The organism is Pantoea sp. X-Soil-OKNW-713 (assembly GCF_059730685.1).
In genome coordinates this window covers 1,485,511-1,510,044 of record NZ_AP035995.1, presented here as the reverse complement: position 1 = coordinate 1,510,044, position 24,534 = coordinate 1,485,511, and the positions used below count along the sequence as shown (strand labels likewise).

At 54.1% G+C, this 24,534-nt stretch carries 18 protein-coding genes; 2 read left to right on the top strand and 16 right to left on the bottom strand.

What is annotated here, in order from left to right:
- Positions 1 to 146 precede the first annotated feature (146 nt).
- Genes mukB through cmoM form a run of 4 tightly spaced genes read right to left on the bottom strand, consistent with a single transcriptional unit; the run spans position 147 to position 7,414 of the window.
- Positions 147 to 4,613, bottom strand: coding sequence for a chromosome partition protein MukB (gene mukB, locus AC6I8R_RS06905; protein ID WP_497832053.1), 4,467 nt, complete (start codon positions 4,611 to 4,613; stop codon positions 147 to 149).
- The gene (mukE, locus tag AC6I8R_RS06900) at positions 4,610 to 5,329 is read right to left on the bottom strand and encodes a chromosome partition protein MukE (protein WP_021182615.1); all 720 of its coding nucleotides are present in this window, start codon (positions 5,327 to 5,329) and stop codon (positions 4,610 to 4,612) included. Before mukE ends, mukB begins: the two co-directional genes overlap by 4 nt.
- Entirely contained in the window at positions 5,310 to 6,632 is a 1,323-nt protein-coding gene (gene mukF, locus AC6I8R_RS06895) for a chromosome partition protein MukF (RefSeq protein WP_415174079.1), read from the bottom strand. The genes mukE and mukF overlap by 20 nt, the downstream gene beginning before the upstream one ends.
- Positions 6,633 to 6,643: 11 nt before the next feature.
- Complete coding sequence (gene cmoM / locus AC6I8R_RS06890) at positions 6,644 to 7,414, bottom strand: tRNA uridine 5-oxyacetic acid(34) methyltransferase CmoM (RefSeq protein ID WP_415174078.1); 771 nt, start codon at positions 7,412 to 7,414, stop codon at positions 6,644 to 6,646.
- 124 nt (positions 7,415 to 7,538) lie between these two features.
- On the opposite strand from cmoM, the gene elyC reads away from it, so the two are divergent.
- The gene (gene elyC / locus AC6I8R_RS06885) at positions 7,539 to 8,324 is read left to right on the top strand and encodes an envelope biogenesis factor ElyC (RefSeq protein WP_021182612.1); all 786 of its coding nucleotides are present in this window, start codon (positions 7,539 to 7,541) and stop codon (positions 8,322 to 8,324) included.
- Here the strand turns inward: elyC and AC6I8R_RS06880 are convergent.
- The 12 genes from AC6I8R_RS06880 to serC form a co-directional block, all read right to left on the bottom strand.
- Entirely contained in the window at positions 8,304 to 9,197 is an 894-nt protein-coding gene (locus tag AC6I8R_RS06880; protein WP_497832052.1) for a YcbJ family phosphotransferase, read from the bottom strand. The two genes, elyC and AC6I8R_RS06880, sit on opposite strands and share 21 nt — an antisense overlap.
- 112 nt (positions 9,198 to 9,309) lie before the next feature.
- Complete coding sequence (gene kdsB, locus AC6I8R_RS06875; protein WP_021182610.1) at positions 9,310 to 10,059, bottom strand: 3-deoxy-manno-octulosonate cytidylyltransferase; 750 nt, start codon at positions 10,057 to 10,059, stop codon at positions 9,310 to 9,312.
- Positions 10,056 to 10,238: a Trm112 family protein gene (locus AC6I8R_RS06870; protein ID WP_013508517.1), complete on the bottom strand. Its 183-nt coding sequence runs from the start codon at positions 10,236 to 10,238 to the stop codon at positions 10,056 to 10,058. The genes kdsB and AC6I8R_RS06870 overlap by 4 nt, the downstream gene beginning before the upstream one ends.
- A 77-nt stretch (positions 10,239 to 10,315) precedes the next feature.
- Entirely contained in the window at positions 10,316 to 11,533 is a 1,218-nt protein-coding gene (locus AC6I8R_RS06865; RefSeq protein WP_497832051.1) for a winged helix-turn-helix domain-containing protein, read from the bottom strand.
- 21 nt (positions 11,534 to 11,554) lie between these two features.
- Positions 11,555 to 12,556 (bottom strand): tetraacyldisaccharide 4'-kinase, encoded by a 1,002-nt coding sequence (lpxK, locus tag AC6I8R_RS06860; RefSeq protein WP_415174075.1) that lies wholly within the window; start codon positions 12,554 to 12,556, stop codon positions 11,555 to 11,557.
- The gene (msbA, locus tag AC6I8R_RS06855; protein ID WP_021182607.1) at positions 12,553 to 14,301 is read right to left on the bottom strand and encodes a lipid A ABC transporter ATP-binding protein/permease MsbA; all 1,749 of its coding nucleotides are present in this window, start codon (positions 14,299 to 14,301) and stop codon (positions 12,553 to 12,555) included. Before msbA ends, lpxK begins: the two co-directional genes overlap by 4 nt.
- Positions 14,302 to 14,335: 34 nt before the next feature.
- Positions 14,336 to 16,594: a DNA internalization-related competence protein ComEC/Rec2 gene (locus tag AC6I8R_RS06850; RefSeq protein WP_497832050.1), complete on the bottom strand. Its 2,259-nt coding sequence runs from the start codon at positions 16,592 to 16,594 to the stop codon at positions 14,336 to 14,338.
- A gap of 195 nt (positions 16,595 to 16,789) precedes the next feature.
- A complete protein-coding gene (gene ihfB, locus AC6I8R_RS06845; RefSeq protein ID WP_013508512.1) occupies positions 16,790 to 17,074 on the bottom strand; it encodes an integration host factor subunit beta in 285 nt (94 codons plus the stop codon).
- A gap of 86 nt (positions 17,075 to 17,160) precedes the next feature.
- Positions 17,161 to 18,834, bottom strand: a complete 1,674-nt coding sequence (gene rpsA / locus AC6I8R_RS06840) for a 30S ribosomal protein S1 (RefSeq protein WP_021182604.1) — start codon at positions 18,832 to 18,834, stop codon at positions 17,161 to 17,163.
- A 123-nt stretch (positions 18,835 to 18,957) separates the two neighbouring features.
- Positions 18,958 to 19,638 carry a (d)CMP kinase gene (cmk, locus tag AC6I8R_RS06835; RefSeq protein ID WP_021182603.1) on the bottom strand — a complete coding sequence of 227 codons (681 nt, stop codon included), beginning with the start codon at positions 19,636 to 19,638 and terminating at the stop codon, positions 18,958 to 18,960.
- A 199-nt stretch (positions 19,639 to 19,837) separates the two neighbouring features.
- Complete coding sequence (gene aroA, locus AC6I8R_RS06830) at positions 19,838 to 21,124, bottom strand: 3-phosphoshikimate 1-carboxyvinyltransferase (RefSeq protein ID WP_208725123.1); 1,287 nt, start codon at positions 21,122 to 21,124, stop codon at positions 19,838 to 19,840.
- A gap of 83 nt (positions 21,125 to 21,207) precedes the next feature.
- Positions 21,208 to 22,293 (bottom strand): 3-phosphoserine/phosphohydroxythreonine transaminase, encoded by a 1,086-nt coding sequence (gene serC / locus AC6I8R_RS06825; RefSeq protein ID WP_497832049.1) that lies wholly within the window; start codon positions 22,291 to 22,293, stop codon positions 21,208 to 21,210.
- Positions 22,294 to 22,607: 314 nt separating this feature from the next.
- On the opposite strand from serC, the gene ycaO reads away from it, so the two are divergent.
- Positions 22,608 to 24,371 (top strand): 30S ribosomal protein S12 methylthiotransferase accessory factor YcaO, encoded by a 1,764-nt coding sequence (ycaO, locus tag AC6I8R_RS06820; protein WP_497832048.1) that lies wholly within the window; start codon positions 22,608 to 22,610, stop codon positions 24,369 to 24,371.
- The last annotated feature ends 163 nt before the right edge of the window (positions 24,372 to 24,534 follow it).

Genomic DNA, 24,534 nt, shown 5'->3' with positions numbered 1-24,534 from the left:
CTTCTCGCCTAAGACACAGCCGACTCGCTATGCTGTGTACTACCTTATACATATTTTTGAGTATACAAATAAAAACGGCATTTGCCTCTGGTAGCAAATGCCGTTTACACATTAACTGTAGCGATGAATTTTAACCACAATTCCCGCTACGAATTTTCTGTTTCCAGGTCCGGCGCGTTATTTTCTCGCTTCACCGGTGCCGGATCCGCTGAGAAGCCACGCAGGCCCACCACATGAACGTGTTCGGTGTTGTTAAATACCTTACGCACCAGTTTATAAGTGGTCCCTTTTTCCGGACTGATATTTTCCGGGGCGGCAATCACCAACTGCATTTCCAGACGCTCGCACAACTCAAACAAGGTGGCGATGGAACGCGCATCAAGACGCGCGGCTTCATCGAGGAACAGCAGACGGCATGGGGAAATATCTTTGCCGCGCAAACGGCGTGACTCCTCTTCCCAGCTCTGCACCACCATCACCAGAATCGACATACCGGTACCGATCGCTTCACCGGTTGAGAGCGCACCACTTTCCGCGCGTAGCCAGCCATCGGAGCCACGGTTCACCTCAACCTCCATCTCCAGATAGTTGCGGTAATCGAGCAGCTCTTCACCAATGGTCTGTGGCGTACGCTGGCCCATATCGATTTGTGGATTCAGGCGCTGATACAACTTCGCCAGCGCTTCAGAGAAGGTCAGGCGATTGCTGTTAAACAGATCCTGATGCTGTTCGTGTTCCTCTGACAGCGTTTCCAGCAGCATCGAGTGCGTTTCACGCACGTTCACGTTCAGCCGCACGCTGCGCACCTGACCAAAGCTGACCGCTTGCAAGCCCTGATTAAGCTGACGAATACGGTTCTGCTCACGCTGAATGGTTTTACGAATGATGTTGGCGACGCTACGCGAACTGATCGCCAGCGTCTGCTCGCGCGCCGTCAGCTCCTCCGTCAGGCGGTTCAGCTCAATCTCCATCTGCTCAATCGCTTCCACCGGATCATCGGTACGAATGATGTCCTGACGAATACGCTCACGCAGATGCTGGTAGACCGCGATAAAGAACTGAATTTTACGCTCCGGACGTTTCGGATCTTCCGACATCCGCAATACATCGCGGAGATGTTCGTTATCCGCCACCGCCAGACGCAGGGCGCCCAACGCCTTATCCGACATTGAACGCAATTCATCGCCGCTCAGATAAGCCAGTTCACGACGATGCAGGCGTCGCTCGACACCATTTTCTTTCACCAGGCGCAGCACCGCGCACCAGCCCGCTTTCGCAGTGACAACCTGCTCGCGTATCTGGTGATAATCACGCTCCAGCTTGCGCAATTTCTTCTGTAGGCTGTCCATTTCTGCTTCGCAGAAAGTGAGCTGTTTTTCCAACTGGTTACGGCGCGCACGGTTATGGCTTAACGCGGTATAGAGTTCATCGCGGCGGGCGCGTGCACGCTCCTCGGCGCTGGCATCGGCATGCACACCGATGTCCTGCATCTCCTGCTGCAACTCTTTCAACATATCGCGCTTAGCGTCATACGAACTTTTCAGCGAAGCCAGCACCTGAGAATATTGCGTCAACTGAGCCTGATGTTCACGCAGACGTTCGCGGGCGCGACTGCGCTCGCCCTCTGCCTGCTCAAGACGCTGACGTAACTTCTCGTTGAGGTCGCTGTTACCGGTCAACATACCGGCCGAGTCTTCGTAGCTGAAATGTGCACGGCGCTGAACCACTTCGGTAAGCGCAAACGCCTGCTGACGCGCCTCACGCTGCAACTGCTGCGCCTGCTGATAATCACGCTCCAGCTGATCATGCTGCTGCGGATCGCTCTGTAGCACCGGCAACAACGGCTCCAGTTTGCCGAGTTTATTACTGTGCTGATGCAGGAAACGCGCCGCTTCCTGTGCTTCTTCGACGCGCTCACGGATCTCTTCACAGCGATCCGCCAGCGTATCATCCAGCAGCAGCGTCACACGCGGCAGCAGGCGGTTCAGCTGGGCCACGCCCTCTTTCGCCTGTTCGTACTGCATGCGCTGCTGTTGGTTATCGTTTTCATGCTGACTCAGCGCGCGTTCCAGTTCGCCGCGGCGGCTGTTGAGCTGGCGAATCAAGGCTTCCGGGTCTTCGTCAAATGCTACCGCCAGATGGCTGCCGATAAAGCGGCTGAATGACTGATGCAGGCGCTGGGTTTTCTGCACATCAAAGGAGAGCGTTGCATAACGTTCCGCCAGTTGATCGCGTTCGTTGTTTAACAGCTCCAGCTGATTCTCACGCGCGGCACGGCCAAATAGCGGCACCTTCGGGAAGCGGGAGTAGCGCCACTGACGCTCAGCTACCTTCACCACTACCGCGTTTTCCAGCTCATCAACGCCGAAAACGCTGTCATCAAATGACTGCGGATCCCCTTCAATCAGATACAGATCTTCCGGGCAATCTTCCAGGCCATTCAGCAGCTCACGCACCAGTGAGAGATCCGGCACCACAATCGCATGGCGCGATGGACCATAGAGCGCGGAGAAGTACGGCGCATCGTCCAGCGTGACATCATCATAAATTTCAGACAGCAATACGCCGCCAAAACGCTCAGCAAGCTGTGTCAGACGTGCATCTTCTGCACCACCCGGCTGGCTGAGACGTTCGATTTGCTTCTCAACATCACGTTTCCGTGCCGCCACCTCATCACGTTCGACGGTGGTTTCGCGCTCGCGCTCCAGCAACTGCTGCATAAATTCGGTGATTTGCTGGCTGCTGGTCAGCTGCTGTCCGGTTTGCTCGCTCAGCTGCGTCAGGATCTCCTGTGCAGCCAGCCAGTGCGGCGCGCGCGCGGTCAGCGCGGTGATGCGCTCACGCAGTTGCTCCAGCTCCTGGCGCATCAGCATACGGCGTTCACCGGCATCGGCAACGCTGCTGCTCAGCTGCTCAATCTGCGCTTCCAGCTCACGCTGTAAGCCTTCCAGCGCATCGGCATCATATTGCTGCCCCTGACGCTTACAGAAATCTGCCAGCAGACGCTCGGCTTCGTTCTGCTCGCGCAGACGCTGTTCCAGCTCGTTCAGACGCAGACGCAGCGAGGAGAGTTGTTCGGCATGATGACGCTGATTGGCCGCATCACGCAGCAATTCACGCCCGACCTGCCAGGCATCCTGACGGTTAACGTCACCAGCAATGCTGATAACCAGCGCCAGTGCCTGTTCAAATTGGCTGTGCGCCGCTTCAGCAACGCTGAGTTTCTGTTCCAGACGCAACAGTTTTTCGGTCGCTTCTTCTTCGCGAGCCTGAAAAGTTTCCTGCCACTCCGCAGCGTTGTCGATGGACAGATCCGGCAATTGACATTGCGCACGGGCTTTATCCAGTGCCTGCAATGCCTGTTGATACTGAATGGCACGGGTTTGCTGCACATCCAGCGCCTGCTGGAAGTCGGCCAGTTGGCTTTTCAGCTCATCCACTTCCACTTCAGCCGCTTCGGCGCGTGCTTCATTTTCTTCATGCACTTCACGCGCTTCAGCCACCACCTCGTTCTGCTCTTCGAGACGGTAAGTCAGCTCTTCCAGATCGGCATCGTAACGCTCGATCTTCTCCTGCTGACGCATCGCCGTCTGCACCAGATTCAGGTGATCGCTGGCTGCCTGATAATCGGTTTCCAGATCGTTTTCCGCGCCGCTGTGCTCAGACAGCTCTCGCGCCATTTCGATGTGGCGATACTGTTCCGACGCCAGTTGGTTGCGGCTGGTAAACAGCTCATTACGCAGTTGCAATGCGCCATCCAGGTGGATGCGACGTTCATTGGCGTGACGCATGTAATCCGCCGAAACGTAGCTGGTCGCTTCGGAGATCAAATGCTTAAACAAATCGCGGTCTGACTGGGTGACGCGAATCGCTTCCAGCGTCATACGGTTTTCACGCAGTGCCGCTTCCATATCCTGGAAGGCTTTGCGCACGCCGCTGTTTTCCGGCAGCAGGTAATCACGCAACGATCGGGTAATGGCGCTGGAGATACCGCCGTATAACGACGCTTCAATCAGACGATAGAATTTGCTGCGATCGCCCGCGGTACGCAGACGGCGCGGCACCACGCCAAGTTCGAACAGCGTGGCATGATAATCCGTTACCGAGCTGTACTGGCGGAACTGCACGCCTTCCTGCGCCTCGACACGATCTTTCACTTCGGTCAGCGGCAACACACGGGCCTGGCGACTGCCGAGGATCTCAGTCAGGATATCGGTAGGTTGTGTATCGGTGGGCAGGCCGTGAATGCTGAACGGCTTGATATCCACCTTCTTATCACGCCCGGCGACCTGTTGCAGACGCACGCCCACCACTACGCGCTGATGACGTGAGTTGACGACATCCAGCACCGCATAGCAGACGCCCGCACGCAATTTACCGTGCAGACCTTTGTCGCGCGAACCGGAGGTCGCCCCGGCTTCGGTGGTGTTACGGAAATGCAGCAGCGTCAGATCCGGAATCAACGCCGTGACGAAGGCCGCCATCGTGGTGGATTTACCCGCACCGTTGCCGCCTGACAGCGTGGTCACCAATTCATCAAGATCAAAGGTACGGGCAAAGAAGCCGTTCCAGTTGATCAGCGTTAGCGAACGAAATTTACCGCGTTCAATCATGCCTGTTCATCCTCCGCGTTATCACTCGCTTCATTCTCGGCGTCGTTGTCGCTTTCTTCGGTGGCCGGAGCAGTTGTAATCAGCATGGCTTCACCATCGCGAATCAGACGCAGCTGCGCTTCGCGGGCATCATCACCGCTGCGCACATCCGCCCCGAACCGGAACACCGATTCGGTGATACGGAATTTGCTGCTGTCATTGCCCATAAACCACACCATGCCGAGACGACGCAGGCGGTTCAGTGAAGCGCGCATCTTCTCCTGCAACTTGGCACGATCGAGGTCAGAACCGGTGGAGCGCTGATTCACCAGCTTGAGCAGTTTGCTCTCATCCGCCAGCGACAGCAGCTCATCGTACAGCTCCTGCTGGGTAAAAATACCTTCGTTGGCAAGACGTTCCGGGCTGAGATAGAGGTAACACAGGATTTTGCCGACCATCATATCCAGCTCGGACAGTACCGAGCGCGGGATCAGCGTGGTTGAACGCGGGCGCAAATAGAAAAAACCTTCCGGCGCGCGGATCAGTTCCACGTTGTAACGCGCGTAAAACTCTTCCAGATACTCCTGGTAATCCATCAGGAAAGCATGATTATCCAGCTCTTCGATGCCAATATGGCGTCCTGCGCGTAACTGGCTATCGAGCGCAGGAAAAAGGGGATTTGCCAGTGCCAGCGCCAGTTTGACTGGCATCACTTGTTCAATATTTGTCGATGACATGTGCCTGCACCTTGGCTCCGTATTCATTAATGGTCTGCCATTCCGCAGGCAGACCGGCTAAATCAGCCTCGGCGACGCCAAGACGAACCGCCTGATCGATGACAATGCGCGCCAGATCAAAATGACGCGCGCGCGGATATTGCGCCAGATAGTCACGCATCACCGTCGCGAGGTTAAGGGGTTTGTGTTCCTGCTTATACACCAGTAAGGCTTCTTCAATCATCGCCGCCAGCTGCTCACGAATCTCGTTAAACTCTTCGTACTCCAGCTCCGCCGGCAGCTCGCCCATCACCTCGTCGTTACGCAGCGTCATCTCTTCGTCGCGCATATCAAACAGGCGGTCGGCATTGGCGTAGGTCAGCGCCCAGGGTTGGTCGAAATAGTTTTGTACCGACAAACGTAAACGTTGGGCGAACACGCGGTTCTTGTCCATGTCGATGGCGGTACGAATGAATTTGTGAACATGGCGGTCATAACCGATCCACAGATCAATAGCCTGCTGGCCCCAGCTGATAATGCGGTCCAGCTTGTTTTGCAGATCAAACACCAGCTTGTCGACAAAACCGAGATCCGGGCTGCTCAGGGTTGCGTCCTGGATACGCAACAGATTGGCCTGCAACTTATCGCCCGCCGCCTCCAGCGTATCCTGCAACTCACGCAGGGTGCCGGAGGTTTCTGACAGCAGCATTTCACAACTGGAGATCGCCGCGCGCCAGTCTTTGTTCAGCAGATCGGCGATATCGGTCTTCACCGCCTGCTGCTGTTCATCCATCAGGCGTTGCGTCATGTCGATACTGTCGAAAATCTCCGCCACCGAATATTTCAGCGGCGCAAACACGTTGCGATGCCAGTGAAATTCATCACCGTCTTCTTCCGCAGCATCCGCCGCACGTTTCAGCTCTTGCGCCACGATCGACAGCTGCATCGACAGACGCAGGGTGGAAAACTCACGCTGGCGGATATAGTAGTCGGTGATACCGATAGCCAACGGCGTCAGGCGGTAAATCGCATTACCTTCCGTCAGTTCGCTGGTAAAACGGTTGAGCAGGCGCTGCCGCACCATATCGTTGATGGCGTTATTGGCACGCACCTGAACGGTTTCGTGGGTTTGTTCGAACGCTTTACTGACATGACGAAATGCGTCAATCAACTCGCCTTCACTCATCTCACCGTCCATCCGCTCACCGTTCAGGGTGGCGATAGCCAGCAAAAACGCCAGACGTTCAACCGGCAGCGCAAGCGAAAAATCGTTCTTGCGCGCCCATGCCACCAGTTCGGGCACCGTCTGGGAAAAATCGCTCATAGTTGGTCCTTCTACCTGGGTTTGCGCGCGGTCACATGGATATAACGCCCTAAACTTAAAAAGGGCTCCTGGCGACAGTAGCGCCGTTCCATCTCAATAATGGACTCAACGTCTTTCACGGCGGCAGACTGTTCTTTCATGTAGTCACAAAAGACACGAATGCCAGCGCGCTGTTCAATCTCAAATCCACAATCTGTCAGCCAGCGATACACATCTTCGGGATCGCGTGGGTAATCGGGCGACAGCGTGCGCTTCTTGCGCTTGGACATATTGGCCTGTAGATAGCCGAAATTGCCAAGGGTCAGCAGGCGCATGGTTAAGGCATGGCGATTAAAAAACATCAGCGACAACACGCCACCGGGCTTCAGGGTGTGCCATAACGCCTGCAATACCACCTCGGGTTGCGCGACCCATTCCAGCACAGCGTGAAACAATACCAGATCAACTGGTTTATCCAAATGTTCGCCGACCTGTTGCGCGCTAATTTGTTTGAATTGCATGTTGTGGCTCACACCCTCGGCAAGGGCATGCGCTTCCGCCAGCTTCAACATCTCCGCAGACAGATCACACAACAACACCTGATGGCCGCGCGCCGCCAGACCGCTGGAGATTTGCCCTACTCCACCACCGGCATCCAGCACCGACAGCGGCCCGGCGGGCAGCGTCGGCAACAACGTATCCAGCTCATCCCACAGGATCGCCTGACGCACCATGCCTTTTTTGGTGCCATATATGTTCTTTGAAAATCTCTCCGCGAGATCGTCAAAGTTACGATCCTGCATGCTGGTCGCTCCGTTCTGCTGCCTTCAACTTGTGCTATTTTGTCACAGGCGCAATAAGAATGAACCTTTCATCCCGTGGTTAGTGTCTGGCTGCTGTTTTTTCGGCCAAAAGGAGCAATTTTCGATGTTTTTCACGTTAAAAAAAGTGATCGGGGGAATGTTACTGCCCTTGCCACTGCTGCTGTCGTTGATGGCAGCCGGACTTTTATTGCTCTGGTTCAGCCGCTGGCAGAAAAGCGGCAAAATCCTGATATCAATCAGTTGGCTGTTGCTGCTGTTACTCAGCCTGCAACCGGTAGCCGATCGCCTGTTGCTGCCACTGGAAAAGGCCTATCCGACCTGGAACCGTTCTGTCAGCGTCGATTATATCGTGGTGTTGGGTGGCGGATACACCTTTAATCCGGAATGGGCACCCAGTTCGAACCTGATTGGGAATAGTCTGCCTCGGGTGGCTGAAGGGGTGCGTCAATGGCGACGTTATCCGCAGGCGAAGATGATTTTTACCGGCGCGGCAGCAGGGAATAACCCCATGAGCAATGGCCGCGTGGCGGCGATGGTGGCGGAGAGCCTCGGCGTCCCCGACAGCGCAATTATCGTGCTGGACCAGCCTAAAGATACCCGGGAAGAAGCGCAGGCCGTAAAAATCGCCGTGGGGCAACATCCCTTCCTGCTGGTGACATCCGCCAATCATCTGCCACGGGCGATGCAGTTCTTCCAGCGTGCCGGACTTAATCCACTGGCCGCCCCGGCCAATCAACTGGCCATCACCTCGCCATTAAACGGCTGGGAGCGCGCGATCCCTTCACCGTTGTGGCTCAGCCATAGCGAGCGGGCAATTTATGAAACCCTGGGGCAGGCGTGGCAGGCACTGCGCGGTGATGACCTCACCTCATCCCAGCCAGGGGAGTAACTGTTCACGCGCGTTATCAAAGCGTGGACGGTCGAACTGGCCGGTGCTGACCAGGGTATCAATGCAATCCCAGAGTTGATACAGCCAGCGCCGCCAGAGAAATCCTTCTGCGACCGGTGCACGCTGCAAATAGTGCTGCAACAGCGAGGCTTCTGCCCCGTTGTCACCCATCCGCATCAGTTCAAATTCGCGTGGCGCCCACAACACATTGCCGGGTTGTGTCATTGCCACCAGTTGATCACTGCGCACATCCTTCATGATGCTCGCCAGCCGCAAGTTGCCGTGGATCAGCACGCAGGGATCGTCAAACCCCTGAAATAATCGGGTCAGTTGCTGACGGCTACGAAACAGAATTTGCCGATCGTCGAGGGTGAAATCGGGGGGCGACAGGTAGCCTAACGTTGACCACAACACCTCGACCCGCTGCTGATACCAGGCAGGCCAGTTGTTTTCCTGAATGCTGTCGATGCTGCCGACCAGTCCATGACTGTCAATGCGATGCCACGCCAGTAAGCCTTCAACCACCTGCTCGCAAAGCTGCTCCCAACGTGCAGCCGTTCGCGCAGGCGCTTCGGCAGACACACCATTGAGACGTGCCATCAGCAACATTTCGTGTACCGGTTTCTGTTGGCTGAGTACCAGGCCAAACACCGCCGGTACTGCAATTAATCCATCGCGGCCCAGCATCGCCAGCTTTTTGGCTTCCAACGCTGCGCGCCCCTGATGACGGAAATATTTCGCGACAACCGGCATCGGTTTATCGGCGGCGTCATATAACGCGTAAAGCCGCGATTGGGATTGTTCACTGATGGTTTCAAGACGGCCGACGCTTTCACCAAGCACCAGCGTGAGTTCTGAGCGAAGCTGTTCCATGCGTCATCCTCCTGAGAAAGTGACTTAAATATCCTGGAGGTCACGGTAGCGCAGAGCGATGCGCCAGATCAAAGAACAGCAGGGCCAGCCGCAAAAGCTGGCCGCTGCGGGATTAAGCCTGCATGGCAGCGCGAACGCGCAACAGGTCTTCCGGGGTGTCAACACCAACGCTGGGCACCGTCTCTGCTACGGCGACATGGATCTTCTCGCCATACCACAAGACACGCAACTGCTCGAGCAACTCAATCTGCTCCAGCGGGCAGGGTTGCCACGAGATATAACGACGGACAAAGCCTGCGCGGTAAGCATAGATACCAATATGACGCAGCAGCGTATCGCCAGCCTGCTCGCGCGATTTCGCGTAACGCTCGCGATCCCACGGAATGGTGGCGCGCGAGAAGTAAAGTGCATAACCCTGCGCATCAGTAACCACTTTTACCGCATTTGGGTTGAACGCTTCTTCCGCATCACGGATGGGCACCGCAAGGGTCGCCATACCCGCATCAGCCTCAGCCAGGTTTGCCGCCACCTGGCGCACAATCGCTGGCGGGATCATCGGCTCGTCACCCTGCACATTGACAATGATGGTGTCATCCGGGAACTGATATTTTTCAATCACTTCCGCCAGGCGCTCGGTACCGGAATGATGGTCAGCACGCGTCATGCAGACTTCACCACCTGCCGCTTCTACCGCCGCCGCAACATCAGGATGATCCGTGGCAACAATCACCCGTTCGGCACCGGATTCACGCGCACGTTCCATCACATGCACCACCATCGGTTTACCAAGAATATCCACCAATGGCTTGCCCGGCAGACGCGTCGAAGCGTAGCGCGCCGGAATAATGGCGACGAAACTCATGGATGGATCTCTTCAACAGACAAGGTTCGCGCTTCGTTTTCCAGTAACACCGGAATACCATCGCGCACCGGGAATGCCAGCCCATCGGGTTTGCAGATTAACTCCTGCTGTTCTTTGTTGTAGTACAGTTTTCCATTGCAAACCGGGCAGGCCACAATTTCAAGCAAACGGTGATCCATAATCTCCTCCATACCGGATCGATTCGTCAGGTAATAAGCATACCATAGCGTAGCGCGAGACAACGTGCCGGAATCCACTACGCAGTTATTGTCCAGCGATCTGACCAGGCAGCACGCAATGCCGATGGTGCCTGCTCAATCAACACTTCACTGGCCCCCTGCCATTGGGCAAATCGCGTGATGGCACGCTGAACGTCATTGACAAAGCTGGCCGTCACACGCACCCCCTCCTCCAGCCAGAAAGCGCGGATCACCAATTGCTGCGCCTGGCGATCCATCTTCGCATCGAGCCGACCTTTCAGTACGCCACGATGCAAAACCGGCAGCACAAAGTAGCCGAACTTACGCTTCTCCGCTGGCGTATAGCATTCGATGCGGTAGTCAAAATTGAACAATTCCAGCGCCCGGCGTCGATCCCATACCACCGGGTCAAAGGGAGAAAGCAGCGCGGTATGGGTGGCTGCCGACGATTTTTCCAGTTGCGGGAGTAACTCATGATGCAGCCACATCTCGCCCAGTTGCTCAACCTGCACCGGAATAATCTCGCCCCGCTCCTGCGCGGCCTCAAGCCAGGGTTTCAATGCAACCCGCTTCAGCCGATAGTAATCAGCCAACCAGGTGGTGCGGAAAATACCCAGACTACGCGCGCTGTGGTTGAGCATACTGACCACCGCGTCCTCTTCACTGAGCGCGTGTTGCTCATCATCCCAGTCCGGCATCACCCGTTGCTGTAGGTCATACACCCGATGGAAATTGCGGCGTTCTACCACCATCAATTCCCCCGCACTAAACAAGTTTTCCAGATGGCGTTTATGCGGCTTCCACGCCCACCAGCCCGGTTTACTGTGCTTTTCCGTGGCAAAATCAGCGGCACGCACCGGACCGTTAGCGTTGATATGCTCCAGCAGGTCGGCAATCTCCTGCTGATGCTCTTCAACCCACTGCGCGTTATATTTCCAGCCAAGGCGCGAGGGATCGAGCATGCGATGGCGCAGCAGCGGGTAGTCTTCACGCGGGATAAAACAGGCTTCATGCGCCCAGTACTCAAACAACTCGCCCGATGCCAGCGACTCTTCCAGCCAGGTTATCGGGTAGTCACCCAGACGGCTGAATAACACCAGATAGGGGCTGCGCGCCACCACATTGATGGTGTCAATTTGCAGCAATGACATCTGACGGATAGTGGCATGAATATCAGCGAAACGGGCCCGCCGCCCGGCAGGCCGAAGCAGCCCCTGAGCGGCAAGATGGAGATTGCGAGCGGTCTGTAAAGAGAGGGAATCAGCGCGGGTCATTACTCAGTTTCCCTGTCAGTTTTAGCGCGGTTTTGCGTCGCGGGCGTTGAGACAAAGTTGCGTGATGTCATCTAACAGCACAGGCAAGGACGCCCCTGCAAGATGCGCATCGACGGGTAAATACCACCAGTTTTCACGCGCAAACGCACGGCATTTCACTGCATCTTTTTCCGTCATCAGCAGACACTGCCCTTGTTGCGTCAGGCTGCTTAATTCGGCTTCGCTATAAGCGTGATGGTCAGCAAAAGCGATTTCCGCAACAGGCTGTAATCCTTGCTGCTTCAGGGTAGTGAAGAAACGAGGCGGATGCCCAATACCGGCCATGGCGATCACCGGTGGCAACTGTGCCAGGCTGGCGCTTTGCCCGGTAACGAGATTTATCGCCTGGCCTGGTTGTAATGTCATGGCGATTTCACGACCACTGGCTTCACCACCGTTCACGATAACGGCATCAACCTGATCAAGACGGGAAGCACGTTCGCGCATTGGCCCGGCGGGCAACCACCAGCCATTGCCGAAACGACGTACGCCATCCACCACGACCCACTCGCGGTCACGTTGCAGAGCGTAATGCTGCAATCCATCATCGGTGATAATCACATCCAGCTGCTGCCGGGACAATAAGGCCTCGACGGCAACACGACGTTGCGGGGCCACCGCGACCGGTGCACCGGTACGTTGAGCTATCAACACCGGCTCATCACCTGCCAGCTCGGTGGACGTTTCGGCATCGACTATCAGTGGATAACGTTCAGCTTTACCACCATAGCCGCGCGACACTACCCCAGGACGCAGACCTCGTTGTTGCAACGCCTGCACCAGCCAGATAACCACCGGTGTTTTGCCGTTACCGCCAGCAGTGAGATTACCCACCACAATCACCGGACAGGGCGCACGCCAGCTTTTACGCCAGCCACGCTGGAAACTGAGGCGAATCAGCCAGCTGACTGCCCCATACAGCAGGCTGAGCGGCCATAACAGCAGCCACAGCGGCGAACGCCCACTCCAGATGCGTTCAATCATTGGCCAAACTGCAATTTGTGAAGTTGTGCATAAGCTCCTTTTTCGGCCAGCAGAACCTCATGCGTACCACGCTCAACAATACGACCATCTTCAACCACCACGATTTCATCCGCTTTTTCGATGGTTGAAAGACGGTGCGCAATCACTACCGAGGTGCGGTTTTTCTGCAATTCATCCAACGCCGACTGAATCGCACGTTCAGACTCGGTATCCAGAGCAGAAGTCGCTTCATCAAGGATCAGGATTGGGCAATCACGCAATAAAGCACGGGCTATGGCGATACGCTGACGTTGGCCGCCGGAGAGCAGCACACCATTTTCGCCGATGACGGTATCAAGCCCGTTATCCATTTTTTTGATGAAATCCATCGCATGCGCCATAGTCGCAGCCCGCTCAACCTCTTCGCGGCTGTACTGTTCATTGCGTGCATAAGCGATGTTATTCGCGATGGTGTCGTTGAACAGATGCACATTCTGCGACACTAACGCCACCTGGTTACGTAACGAACCCAGGGTGTATTCGCGTAAATCGTGTCCGTCCAGCAGGATTTCGCCCTGTTGAATATCGTAAAAGCGGGTCAGCAGACTCGCCATGGTAGATTTACCTGAACCTGAACGACCCACCAGTGCCACGGTCTTTCCGGCCGGTAAGCTCAGATTGATATCGCGCAATGCCGGAGTATCACGGCCAGGGTAAGTGAAGGTTACATGACGGAATTCCACATCACCTTTAGCGCGTTCCAGTTGACGCGTACCGCTGTCATTCTCCTGCTCGCTATCCAGAATGCTGAACAGCGTCTGACAAGCCGCCATACCACGCTGGAACTGCGCATTGACGTTAGTCAGCGACTTAAGCGGGCGCATCAGGGCGATCATCGAGGAGAACACCACCGTGATGGTACCGGCGGTCAATGTATCCATTACGCTTGGGAAGCTGGCAGCATACAGCACAAAAGCCAACGCCAGAGAAGCGATCAGCTGAATAACCGGATCAGAGATAGACGAGGCAGAAACCAGTTTCATGCCCTGTTGACGCATCTGATTGCTGACGCGTGCAAATCGCTGGGACTCTACTTCCTGGCCGCCAAAAATCAGCACCTCTTTGTGCCCTTTCAGCATTTGCTCGGCGCTGGTTGTCACTTGCCCCATGGTGTTCTGCATGGTTTTGCTGATATTACGGAAGCGTTTTGAGACGTTGCGAATCGCAAAGGAAACGATCGGTGCCAGAACAATCAGGATCAATGACAGCTGCCAGCTGTAGTAAAACATCATGATGAACAGGCCGATGATCGATGCACCTTCACGCACCACCGTAACCAGCGCGCTGGAAGACGATGAAGCGACCTGCTCGGAGTCATAAGTGATACGAGACAGCAACGTACCTGTCGACTGCTGGTCAAAGAAGGCCACCGGCATACCCATCATGTGACTGAACAGGCGACGACGCATATTCATCACTACGTTGCCGGAAACCCACGAAATGCAATAGCTAGAAATATAACTGGTTATTCCGCGCATCAGCATCAAACCGATTACCGCCAGCGGCATCCACAACAGCACGGATTTGTCAGCTTTACCGAAGCCGTCATCCAGTAAAGGTTTCAACAGGGAGAGCATTAAGGTGTCGCCTGCCGCATTGAGTATCAGCGCCACAGCAGACACGAATAAGCCAGCTTTGTGGGGCGCAATCATCGGCCAGAGTCGGCGAAATGTCTGCCACGTTGAGAGATCTTTGTCTTGTTGCATTATTTAGTCACGCTGTTTGAAATAGCCGCTCATTCTACCTGGATTCACGTTTGACGCCAAACCACTGATGATACCAGCGGGGCATTATTTGCTCTCTTAACCCCTTTATTTGCCAATGACCTGCACGGATCCCTATCTGTATCTGGCCGGATTGGGCGGTGTCATGCCAATGATAACCCTGCTGCTGATAGGTGCTAATCACCGTCTTCGCTGGCATCCGCCAGACGTTATAACGTGCCACAGAGGCAATCGCGACCTCCCCGGAGACATTACGCAACAACAACGCGCTGGAAGAGGTTCGACTACCATGATGAGGCACCTGTAAAATGGTTGAGGCCAGTGCCTGCTTTTGCTGCGCGACCAGCATCCTTTCAGCCTCCCGCTCAATATCCCCCGTCAACAGCAAACTCACTTTGCCATCATCGACCCGTACCACACAGGAGTCGTTATTTTCGCCTCTGGAGGAGCCACGAGGCGGCCAGAGTACGCTAAAACGAAGTTTCCCCCAGAGCCACTCTTCCCCTTGATAACAGGGAAGATGGTTAGGTTCAGCCAATGCGCTACGCACCGGTGTGCCAGGGTGAGCAGCGATAATTGCTGCCAGCCCACCACGATGGTCCAGATGCTTATGGCTCAAAATTATTGACTGTAAGGCTCGGTTTTTACGCTGCAACCAGGGAAGGATGACCCGGCTCCCTGCATCACCATATGTCCAGCGAGGGCCTGTATCGTATAACACTGCCTCATCCCCCTGAGAAATGACGATCGCCAGTCCGTGCCCAACATCGATCATATCGATTTGCCAGTCATCTCGTGGCTCACTGACCCGCCACAGCAGCAAAGTGATGGCAATACTGCAACATTGCACAGGGGCGCGAAAAACAATGCCACTACGCCAGGCAAACATCCCGCCCCACAGCAACAGCATCGCTGGCAATGCATCACTCCATGGCAACCAACCCGCGGGAAGCCATGCCAGCCCAGACATCACCTGGTGGACCGACTGATCCGCCAGCCACCATAATCCACTGGCAAACGAAGTCACGGGCATCACCATCGCCAGCAATATCAACGGCACCGTAATAAATGAGATTATCGGTACTGCCAGCAGATTAGCCAGCAACGCACTGAGGCTAATGCCCTGAAACAGCCATATTTGCAGTGGAGCCATCAGCAACATCATCCCCAATTGCAAATGCAGCAATTGCAAACCCCACCAGCGACGCCCGTTACGAAACCTTGCAGGTAATGCAAACCATTGATACCAGATTAGCAGCGCCGCTACAGCCAGGGCTGATAACCAAAAACTCTCTGACAAAACAGTGAGCGGATCCAGCGCCAGCAACAAGCCAACACATAATGTCCACACCTGCCAGCCACTCAGTTGCCAGCCCGCAATGCGTAGGCCTATCCATAGCGTCAGGGCGAGCAAGGCACGCTGTGCCGGTGGATGGCTGCCAGATATCCAGCAATAAATCGCGGCAGTGCACCCACTGGCTATCAAAGGAAACAGATAATTAATCCGTCGGGCGGGGAGCACCCATTGCAGCATCCGCATAAATAGCCAACCAACACTGGCTGCCAGTGCGATATGCATACCCGAAATTGCCATCAGATGCGCTGTTCCCGTTTCGCGTAGAATGCGACGCTGATCTTCTGTCATCGATTCCCGCATACCAAACGCCAGCGCCTGGACAATCGCCGGGGTTTGCATCACCGCAAATGCCGGAAGGTGATAATTGATCAGTCGGGCGCGCCAGCTACACGTTGGATTCAACACCAGACGTGTTGCAATAACGCCCTGCAAAGGTTTGTGTTGTGCCAGGGCAAAACGCTGTGCATCAAACTCGCCCTCGTTGAGGCGCGCATGCACGGCACGTAAACGTAACTGCATACGCCAGCGCTGTCCGCTGCAAAAGGGTTCCCCTTCCCCGTTGTGGTTTAGCGTGGCAAAGAGCGGTGGAAACAGATATCGCCCATTGATTTGCAGCAGTTGAACCGTCAGTTGTTTATTGTCCTGACGCACATCCGTTATCCGTACGATAGCGTTTACCGGTGCCTGCGTCAGTTGGTCAATAGTGCTGACCATTTGCCGGGCCTCAGCCAATGCCCAAGTCATCAGGAGTAAAGTCACGCCGACGAGACGTAACCAGGGAAGAGGTTGCAGACTCAGTAACAGTGCGCTGGCCCCCATCGCCCACAGGATGTCATTACCGGGTAAGTCAGGTATCAATCCTAATGGCAATGCAGCAAGCATCATCAATCGCGCCAGCACTATCCATGTTATCTGCATCTTTCTTCTCCGTGAAAGGAGAAAAGAGTGTGCCAGAGGTGATCGCGTTATTCGCGCCAGGCGTTAACGATTCTGGAGGCAGCTCCAGAGATAATCAGGCTTTTGCAGTGGTATTACATTAATTCTGGAGCTCGATTGTCATCAGGCAAAAAAAAACGACACCAGATGGTGTCGTTTTCACTGTTCGGTAACGGCTTAGCCGTAAATATTCGCACGGTCACGCAATTCTTTGCCCGGTTTGAAGTGGGGAACGTATTTACCTTCCAGATCCACTTTGTCACCCGTTTTCGGGTTACGTCCGGTACGCGGTGCGCGGTAGTGCAAAGAAAAGCTGCCGAATCCCCGGATTTCAATGCGCTCGCCTTGTGCCAACGTTGTGGCCATATGCTCGAGCATCTCTTTAACCGCATCCTCAACGACTTTCGCCGGAATATGAGTCTGCTGGCCAGCAAGTCTTTCAATCAGTTCTGACTTGGTCATGTAACCTCCGGTTAATCCCTGTTTGGAAAGGTATGACAGCTTTTACCGAAACCGGGCAGCTTACGCCGCCCGTTGCTTCGGGTCGATTACTCGCCTTTAGCCGCTTTGAACGCTTCAGCCATAGCGTTAGAGAAGTTGCCTTCTTCCTGTTTGGTGTTAACAGTGTTGATAGCTTCTTTCTCGTCAGCCTGGTCTTTCGCACGGACAGACAGACTTACAACGCGGTTCTTACGGTCAACGCCAGTGAATTTAGCTTCAACGTCGTCACCAACACTCAGAACCAGAGTTGCGTCTTCGATACGGTCCAGTGAAGCTTCAGAAGCGCGCAGGTAACCCTCTACGCCATCAGCTAATTCTACTGTAGCACCTTTCGCGTCAACTGCAGTGACTTTACCAGTCACGATAGCGCCTTTCTTGTTCAGGGTGATGTAGTTGTTGAACGGATCTTCAGCCAACTGTTTCACACCCAGAGAGATGCGCTCACGCTCTGCATCAACCTGCAGTACAACGGCAGCGATTTCGTCGCCTTTTTTGTACTCACGAACGGCTTCTTCGCCAGTTGCGTTCCAGGAGATGTCAGACAGGTGAACCAGACCGTCGATGCCACCGTCCAGGCCGATGAAGATACCGAAGTCAGTGATTGACTTGATTTTACCTTCAACGCGATCGCCTTTGTTGTGGGTCTCTGCGAACTGCTGCCATGGGTTAGATTTGCACTGCTTCAGACCCAGGGAGATACGACGACGTTCTTCGTCGATGTCCAGAACCATAACTTCAACCACGTCGCCCACGTTAACAACTTTAGACGGGTGGATGTTTTTGTTGGTCCAGTCCATTTCAGAAACGTGTACCAGACCTTCAACGCCTTCTTCGATTTCTACGAAGCAGCCGTAATCAGTCAGGTTGGTTACACGACCGGTCAGCTTGGTGCCTTCTGGATAGCGTTTAGCGATAGCTACCCACGGATCTTCGCCCAGCTGTTTCAGGCCCAGAGATACACGGGTACGCTCGCGGTCGAACTTCAGCACTTTAACAGTGATTTCGTCGCCCACGTTGACGATTTCGCTCGGATGCTTAACGCGTTTCCAGGCCATGTCAGTGATGTGCAGCAGGCCGTCAACGCCGCCCAGGTCCACGAATGCGCCGTAGTCAGTGAGGTTCTTAACGATACCTTTGACTTCCATGCCTTCCTGCAGGTTTTCCAGCAGCTGATCACGTTCAGCGCTGTTTTCAGATTCGATAACTGCGCGGCGAGAAACAACCACGTTGTTACGTTTCTGATCAAGCTTGATTACTTTGAATTCAAGCTCTTTGCCTTCCAGGTGCAGGGTGTCGCGAACTGGACGCACGTCTACCAGTGAACCCGGCAGGAACGCACGAATACCATTCAGCTCAACTGTGAAGCCACCTTTAACTTTGCCGTTGATAACACCGGTAACAGTTTCAGCATCTTCGTAAGCTTTTTCCAGCGTGATCCAAGCTTCGTGACGTTTAGCTTTCTCACGGGACAGCAGGGTTTCACCGAAGCCGTCTTCTACTGCGTCCAGAGCAACGTCAACTTCGTCGCCCACCTGGATTTCCAGTTCGCCAGCTGCGTTCTTGAACTGCTCTGCAGGGATTGCAGATTCAGATTTCAGACCCGCATCAACCAGAACTACGTCTTTGTCGATAGCAACAACGACGCCACGAACGATGGAACCCGGACGGGTTTCGATTTCTTTCAGGGACTCTTCAAAGAGTTGAGCAAAAGATTCAGTCATATTGATAATCTTCAGGATTCTTCAATTTAACGTCCACCTGACGTCATTGTCGGATGGGGTTGTTTCACATGCCCTGCACCGGATCCGTGGTACAGGGTTACTGCAATTCGGTTACCGAAAATATTAAATGCCCAGCTTCTGGCGGGCATAATCAAGTGCCATTTCAATTACTTGCTCAATTGACATGCTGGTTGAATCCAGCACCAGAGCATCGGCAGCAGGCACCAAAGGGGCGATTGCGCGATTACGATCGCGGTCGTCGCGTTCCTTTATCTCGGCTAAAAGGCGATCAAAGTTAACACTAAAGCCCTTCTCCTGCAACTGTAGCATACGGCGATGAGCACGCTCTTCTGAACTGGCATCAAGGAAGATTTTTACCGGTGCATCAGGGAAAACGACTGTCCCCATATCACGACCATCAGCAATTAAACCCGGCTCCTCACGGAAAGCCCGCTGACGACGTAACAGCGCTTCACGTACCCGTGGGAAGGCGGCAACGCGTGACGCGGTGTTGCTCACTTCCTGAGTACGGATTTCACCGGTCACGTCTTCACCTTCCAGAATGACCTGCATCTCACCATCAACGGAAAGAAAACGCACGTCGAGGTGAGCCGCCATCGGAACTAAGGCCTCTTCAGACTCAATATCCACCTGATGATGGATCGCAGCCAAAGCCAGGACGCGATATATCGCGCCCGAATCCAGCAAGTGCCACTGCAATGACTCCGCCATCGCTTTGCACAAGGTTCCCTTCCCTGCACCACTAGGCCCATCGATGGTAATAACCGGGGCGATTGCCGTCATTGTTTTCTCCTGTTGCTGAATGCGTATTTTCAGCCGGCATGGCTGTGCGGATTGCGCAGCATTATACGCTGACCGCGTCAGGTTCGTTACCCCTTAGCGCAGACAGCGTTATAAATTTGGGCAGAATCGGAGGAATTTCCGGTACTAAGGCCAGGAGAAAGTAAAGTCACCCGGCAGGAAAGGCCACCGGGTGTCAGTATCAGGACGTGTGGCTGATTTTCGCCAACTGCTGAAAATAGTCAGGGAAGGTTTTTGCGGTACAACCTGGATCAAGGATTGTCACAGGCGTATCTGACAGAGCGACCAGCGAGAAACACATTGCCATGCGGTGGTCGTTGTAAGTGCCGATATCGGCATGCTGCAACTGCGCAGGCGGGGTGATACGAATGAAATCGTGCCCTTCTTCAACTTCAGCACCGACTTTACGCAGTTCAGTCGCCATCGCGGCCAGACGGTCAGTCTCTTTAACGCGCCAGTTATAGATGTTGCGCATCAGGGTGGTACCGTTAGCAAACAATGCCGTGGTCGCAATGGTCATCGCGGCATCAGGAATATGGTTCATATCCATATCGATTGCGTTCAGAGAACCGCGAGTACAGGCAATGTAATCCTCACCCCATTCAACGGTGGCACCCATTTTTTCCAGCACATCGGCAAAACGGATATCACCCTGCACGCTGTTACGTCCAATACCCGTAACACGCACGGTCCCGCCTTTAATTGCCGCAGCAGCGAGGAAATAGGAAGCTGAAGAGGCATCACCTTCGACCAGATAATCGCCCGGTGATTGGTACTGCTGCTGCCCTTTAACGACAAAGCGTTGGTAATTCTGGTTATCAACTTCAACACCGAAACAACGCATCAGATGCAATGTGATATCAATGTAGGGTTTTGATACCAGATCACCTTTGATCGTGATGGTGGTGTCCTGCTCTGCTAAAGGCGCCGTCATTAATAACGCCGTCAAAAACTGGCTGGAAACACTACCGTCGACACTCACTTCACCGCCGTTAAAGCCCCCTTTGAGCAGTAACGGTGGATAGTCGGTCTGCTCCAGATAATCGATTTTAGCTCCGCCCTGACGCAGTGCATCAACCAGGTGACCAATCGGGCGCTCTTTCATCCGCGGCTCACCGGTCAGCACGATAGATTGCTGGCCAAGGCACAATGCGGCAGCCAGTGGACGCATCGCTGTGCCGGCATTACCCAGAAAAAGTTCCAGCGGTTGATCTGCGTGCAGTGGACCAGCATTACCGGTCACCTCACAAACAGTGCGATCCGCAGAGAGCGTATAGCTCACACCCAGCGCTTTCAGCGCGTTAAGCATATGCTTAACATCATCACTATCCAGCAGGTTGGTCAGGCGTGTGGTACCTTTTGCCAGCGCTGCCAGCAGCAGTGCACGGTTAGATACGCTCTTGGAACCCGGTAGGTTTACCGTGCCATCAACACGAGCAATCGGTTGTAGTGTCAGGGAGTCCTGCATGTGAAACTCAATCTCCAGAAAAGAAGAAACCCCGTCTGAAAACAACGGGGTCTGGTACCAGTCAAACTGGCATATATGAATAATTAAGCGTGGCGACGCTCAAAATCGACCATGAAATCGGTCAGGGCTTTTACACCTTCCAGCGGCATCGCATTGTAAATCGAGGCACGCATACCACCAACCACGCGATGACCTTTCAGCGCATGCAGGCCAGCTTTGAGCGATTCTTCGAGGAATACTTTGTCCAGCGCAGCATCTGCCAACTGGAAAGGCACGTTCATACGTGAACGGTTTTCCGCCGCAACATCGTTACGGTAGAAGTCGCTGCGATCAATCACACCGTAAAGCAGATCAGCTTTAGCCTGATTCTGCTTGTCCATATCGGCCACACCACCTTTCTCTTTCAGCCATTTGAAGACCAGGCCAGAGAGATACCAGGCAAATGTCGGTGGGGTGTTGAACATGGAATCGTTCTCCGCCAGCACCTTGTAATCGAGAATGGACGGCACATAGCTGTGTGCTTTGCCCAGCAAATCTTCACGTACGATAACCAGCGTCAGGCCTGCCGGACCGATATTTTTCTGCGCACCCGCATAGATTACACCATAACGGCTGACGTCAATCGGGCGTGACAGGATGGTTGATGAATAGTCGGCCACCACCACTTTGTCGCCAAAGTCTGGCTGTTCATCAATCGCGATACCATCGATAGTTTCATTTGGGCAAAAATGCACATAAGCCGCATCATTGCTCAGTTGCCATTCGCGCATCGGCAGAATCGCACGCTTACCATCACGGGTGGTTTTTACATCAATGGTATTTGGCGAGCAGTATTTTTCCGCTTCTTTAATTGCACTGTGCGCCCAATAGCCGCCATCAATGTAGTCAGCAGATTTAGCGGCACCCAGCAGGTTACCAGGGATAGCCGCAAACTGCGCACGCGCACCGCCATGACAGAATAAAACTTTGTAGTTGGCGGGGATTTTCAGCAGATCGCGAAAGTCTTTCTCAGCCTCTTCCGCCACCTGAATAAATTCTTTACTACGGTGACTGATTTCCATCACCGAGGTGCCTAACCCGTGCCAGTTTGTCAATTCTTGTTCTGCACGACGGAGCACTTCAACCGGCAGCATCGCTGGACCGGAGCTAAAATTATAAACCTGCGTCATTTCCCCTCACCACTGTCATATCGAACGGTTATGAATACCCTACCGGTTTTATCATTGCCTCTGGATGGCTGCAATCATTTATCCAACCGCGATCACATTTCCAGAGCCAGCTCCACCGCAGCTTATGTCATAAATGTAATCGACAATGGAATTTTGTGAGGTTTATCTGCGAAGTAAAATCAGAATGCCGCCAGGCGGATAAAAACCCGTAACATAAGCGAGAGAGAAACTTCGCCAACCGAATAGCGAATTGCGTGCAAAACCCGTATTATTGCGCGCTTTACGCCCACCCCATTGACTTAGAGAGCGCCATCATGACGCAAACTTTTATTCCAGGTAAAGACGCTGCACTGGAAGACTCCATTTCACGCTTCCAGCAAAAATTGCAGGATTTGGGTTTTAACATCGAAGAAGCCTCCTGGCTGAACCCTGTCCCTCATGTGTGGTCAGTCCATATTCGCGATCGTGACTGCCCGCTGTGCTTTACCAACGGTAAAGGTGCCAGCAAAAAGGCCGCGCTGGCTTCTGCGCTGGGCGAATACTTTGAGCGCCTCTCAACCAACTACTTCTTTGCTGACTTCTGGCTGGGTGAGTCCATCGCTAACGGCGAGTTTGTCCACTATCCCAACGAGAAGTGGTTCCCCTTACCTGAAGATGGCAGCCTGCCAGCAGGGATCCTCGATACTCGCCTGCGTGAATTCTATGATCCTGAAGATAGCCTGAGCGCGAGTGACCTGATCGACCTGCAATCCGGCAGTGCTGAGCGTGGCATTTGCGGCCTGCCCTTTACACGTCAGTCAGACCAGCAGACCGTCTATATCCCGATGAATATTATCGGCAACCTGTATGTGTCCAACGGAATGTCAGCAGGTAACACCGCTAACGAAGCGCGTGTACAGGGACTGTCCGAGGTGTTCGAGCGCCATATTAAAAACCGCATCATTGCTGAATCCATCAGCCTGCCAGAAATTCCTGAAGCTGTTATGCAGCGCTATCCTGGCGTGGTTGAGGCCATCGCACGTCTGGAAGCTGAAGGCTTCCCGATTTTTGCCTATGACGCCTCCCTCGGCGGTAAATACCCGGTGATCTGTGTGGTGCTGTTCAACCCGGCGAACGGCACCTGTTTCGCTTCATTTGGTGCACATCCTGATTTTGGTGTGGCGCTGGAGCGTACCGTTACCGAGCTGCTGCAAGGTCGTGGCCTGAAAGATCTCGACGTGTTCACGCCGCCAACCTTCGATGATGAAGAAGTTGCCGAGCATGCCAACCTGGAAACCCACTTTATTGATTCAAGCGGTCTGATTTCCTGGGATATGTTCAAAGACGATGCCGACTATCCGTTTGTTGACTGGAGCTTTGCTGGCAGCACACACGAAGAGTTTGACACGCTGATGGCTATCTTCCGCGCTGAAGATAAAGAAGTGTACATCGCCGATTACGAGCATTTGAGCGTGTATGCCTGCCGCATCATTGTACCGGGCATGTCTGATATTTACCCGGCGGAAGACTTGCTGCTGGCAAACAACAACATGGGCGCACCGCTGCGTGAAACCCTGCTGGCCCTGCCGGCGAGCCAATGGGAGCCGGAAGCCTATCTGGATCTGATCACCCAACTGGATGAAGAAGGTCACGATGACTTTACCCGTGTTCGCGAATTGCTGGGTCTGGCATCGGGCAAAGACAATGGCTGGTTTACGCTGCGTATTGGCGAGCTGAAAGCCATGCTGGCACTGGCTGGTGGTGACCTCGATCAGGCACTGATCTGGACTGAATGGACGATGGAATTTAACCAGTCAATCTTCAGTGCTGAGCGTGCTAACTACTACCGTTGCCTGCAAACCCTGCTGCTGCTGGCTATGGAAGAGGAACGCGATCCGGTTCAATACCACCGCGCCTTTATCCGTATGTACGGTGAAGCAGCCGTTGACGCGGCATCAGCCGCTATCAGCGGTGAAGCGCCGTTCTACGGCCTGCAAGCCGTAGATTTAGATTTGAAAGCCTTCCCGGCCCATCAGTCGTTGCTGGCAGCTTATGAAAAGTTACAGGCGGCCAAACGTCGTTATTGGTTAGCGAAATAAATAGCCTTATTTTGCGGTAAAAGGTCAGATAATGCCCAAAAAGGCGCTGAATAACTTCAGCGCCTTTTTTTATTATCAGCGGTTTTACCTTTCTCAGGAAAATTTCAGATAACATTTTAGACTCAAGCAATAATATTCGTTAACAATTCAGCTTTTCCATCGT

What these genes read in the sequence shown, in the direction of transcription:
- aroA (WP_208725123.1), bottom strand. Translation starts at nt 21,124, where the DNA reads ATGCAGGACTCCCTGACACTACAACCGATTGCTCGTGTTGATGGCACG.
- msbA (WP_021182607.1), bottom strand. Translation starts at nt 14,301, where the DNA reads ATGCAACAAGACAAAGATCTCTCAACGTGGCAGACATTTCGCCGACTC.
- ihfB (WP_013508512.1), bottom strand. Translation starts at nt 17,074, where the DNA reads ATGACCAAGTCAGAACTGATTGAAAGACTTGCTGGCCAGCAGACTCAT.
- rpsA (WP_021182604.1), bottom strand. Translation starts at nt 18,834, where the DNA reads ATGACTGAATCTTTTGCTCAACTCTTTGAAGAGTCCCTGAAAGAAATC.
- cmk (WP_021182603.1), bottom strand. Translation starts at nt 19,638, where the DNA reads ATGACGGCAATCGCCCCGGTTATTACCATCGATGGGCCTAGTGGTGCA.
- AC6I8R_RS06880 (WP_497832052.1), bottom strand. Translation starts at nt 9,197, where the DNA reads ATGGAACAGCTTCGCTCAGAACTCACGCTGGTGCTTGGTGAAAGCGTC.
- kdsB (WP_021182610.1), bottom strand. Translation starts at nt 10,059, where the DNA reads ATGAGTTTCGTCGCCATTATTCCGGCGCGCTACGCTTCGACGCGTCTG.
- AC6I8R_RS06865 (WP_497832051.1), bottom strand. Translation starts at nt 11,533, where the DNA reads ATGACCCGCGCTGATTCCCTCTCTTTACAGACCGCTCGCAATCTCCAT.
- AC6I8R_RS06850 (WP_497832050.1), bottom strand. Translation starts at nt 16,594, where the DNA reads ATGCAGATAACATGGATAGTGCTGGCGCGATTGATGATGCTTGCTGCA.
- ycaO (WP_497832048.1), top strand. Translation starts at nt 22,608, where the DNA reads ATGACGCAAACTTTTATTCCAGGTAAAGACGCTGCACTGGAAGACTCC.
- cmoM (WP_415174078.1), bottom strand. Translation starts at nt 7,414, where the DNA reads ATGCAGGATCGTAACTTTGACGATCTCGCGGAGAGATTTTCAAAGAAC.
- mukB (WP_497832053.1), bottom strand. Translation starts at nt 4,613, where the DNA reads ATGATTGAACGCGGTAAATTTCGTTCGCTAACGCTGATCAACTGGAAC.
- mukE (WP_021182615.1), bottom strand. Translation starts at nt 5,329, where the DNA reads ATGTCATCGACAAATATTGAACAAGTGATGCCAGTCAAACTGGCGCTG.
- serC (WP_497832049.1), bottom strand. Translation starts at nt 22,293, where the DNA reads ATGACGCAGGTTTATAATTTTAGCTCCGGTCCAGCGATGCTGCCGGTT.
- elyC (WP_021182612.1), top strand. Translation starts at nt 7,539, where the DNA reads ATGTTTTTCACGTTAAAAAAAGTGATCGGGGGAATGTTACTGCCCTTG.
- mukF (WP_415174079.1), bottom strand. Translation starts at nt 6,632, where the DNA reads ATGAGCGATTTTTCCCAGACGGTGCCCGAACTGGTGGCATGGGCGCGC.
- lpxK (WP_415174075.1), bottom strand. Translation starts at nt 12,556, where the DNA reads ATGATTGAACGCATCTGGAGTGGGCGTTCGCCGCTGTGGCTGCTGTTA.
- AC6I8R_RS06870 (WP_013508517.1), bottom strand. Translation starts at nt 10,238, where the DNA reads ATGGATCACCGTTTGCTTGAAATTGTGGCCTGCCCGGTTTGCAATGGA.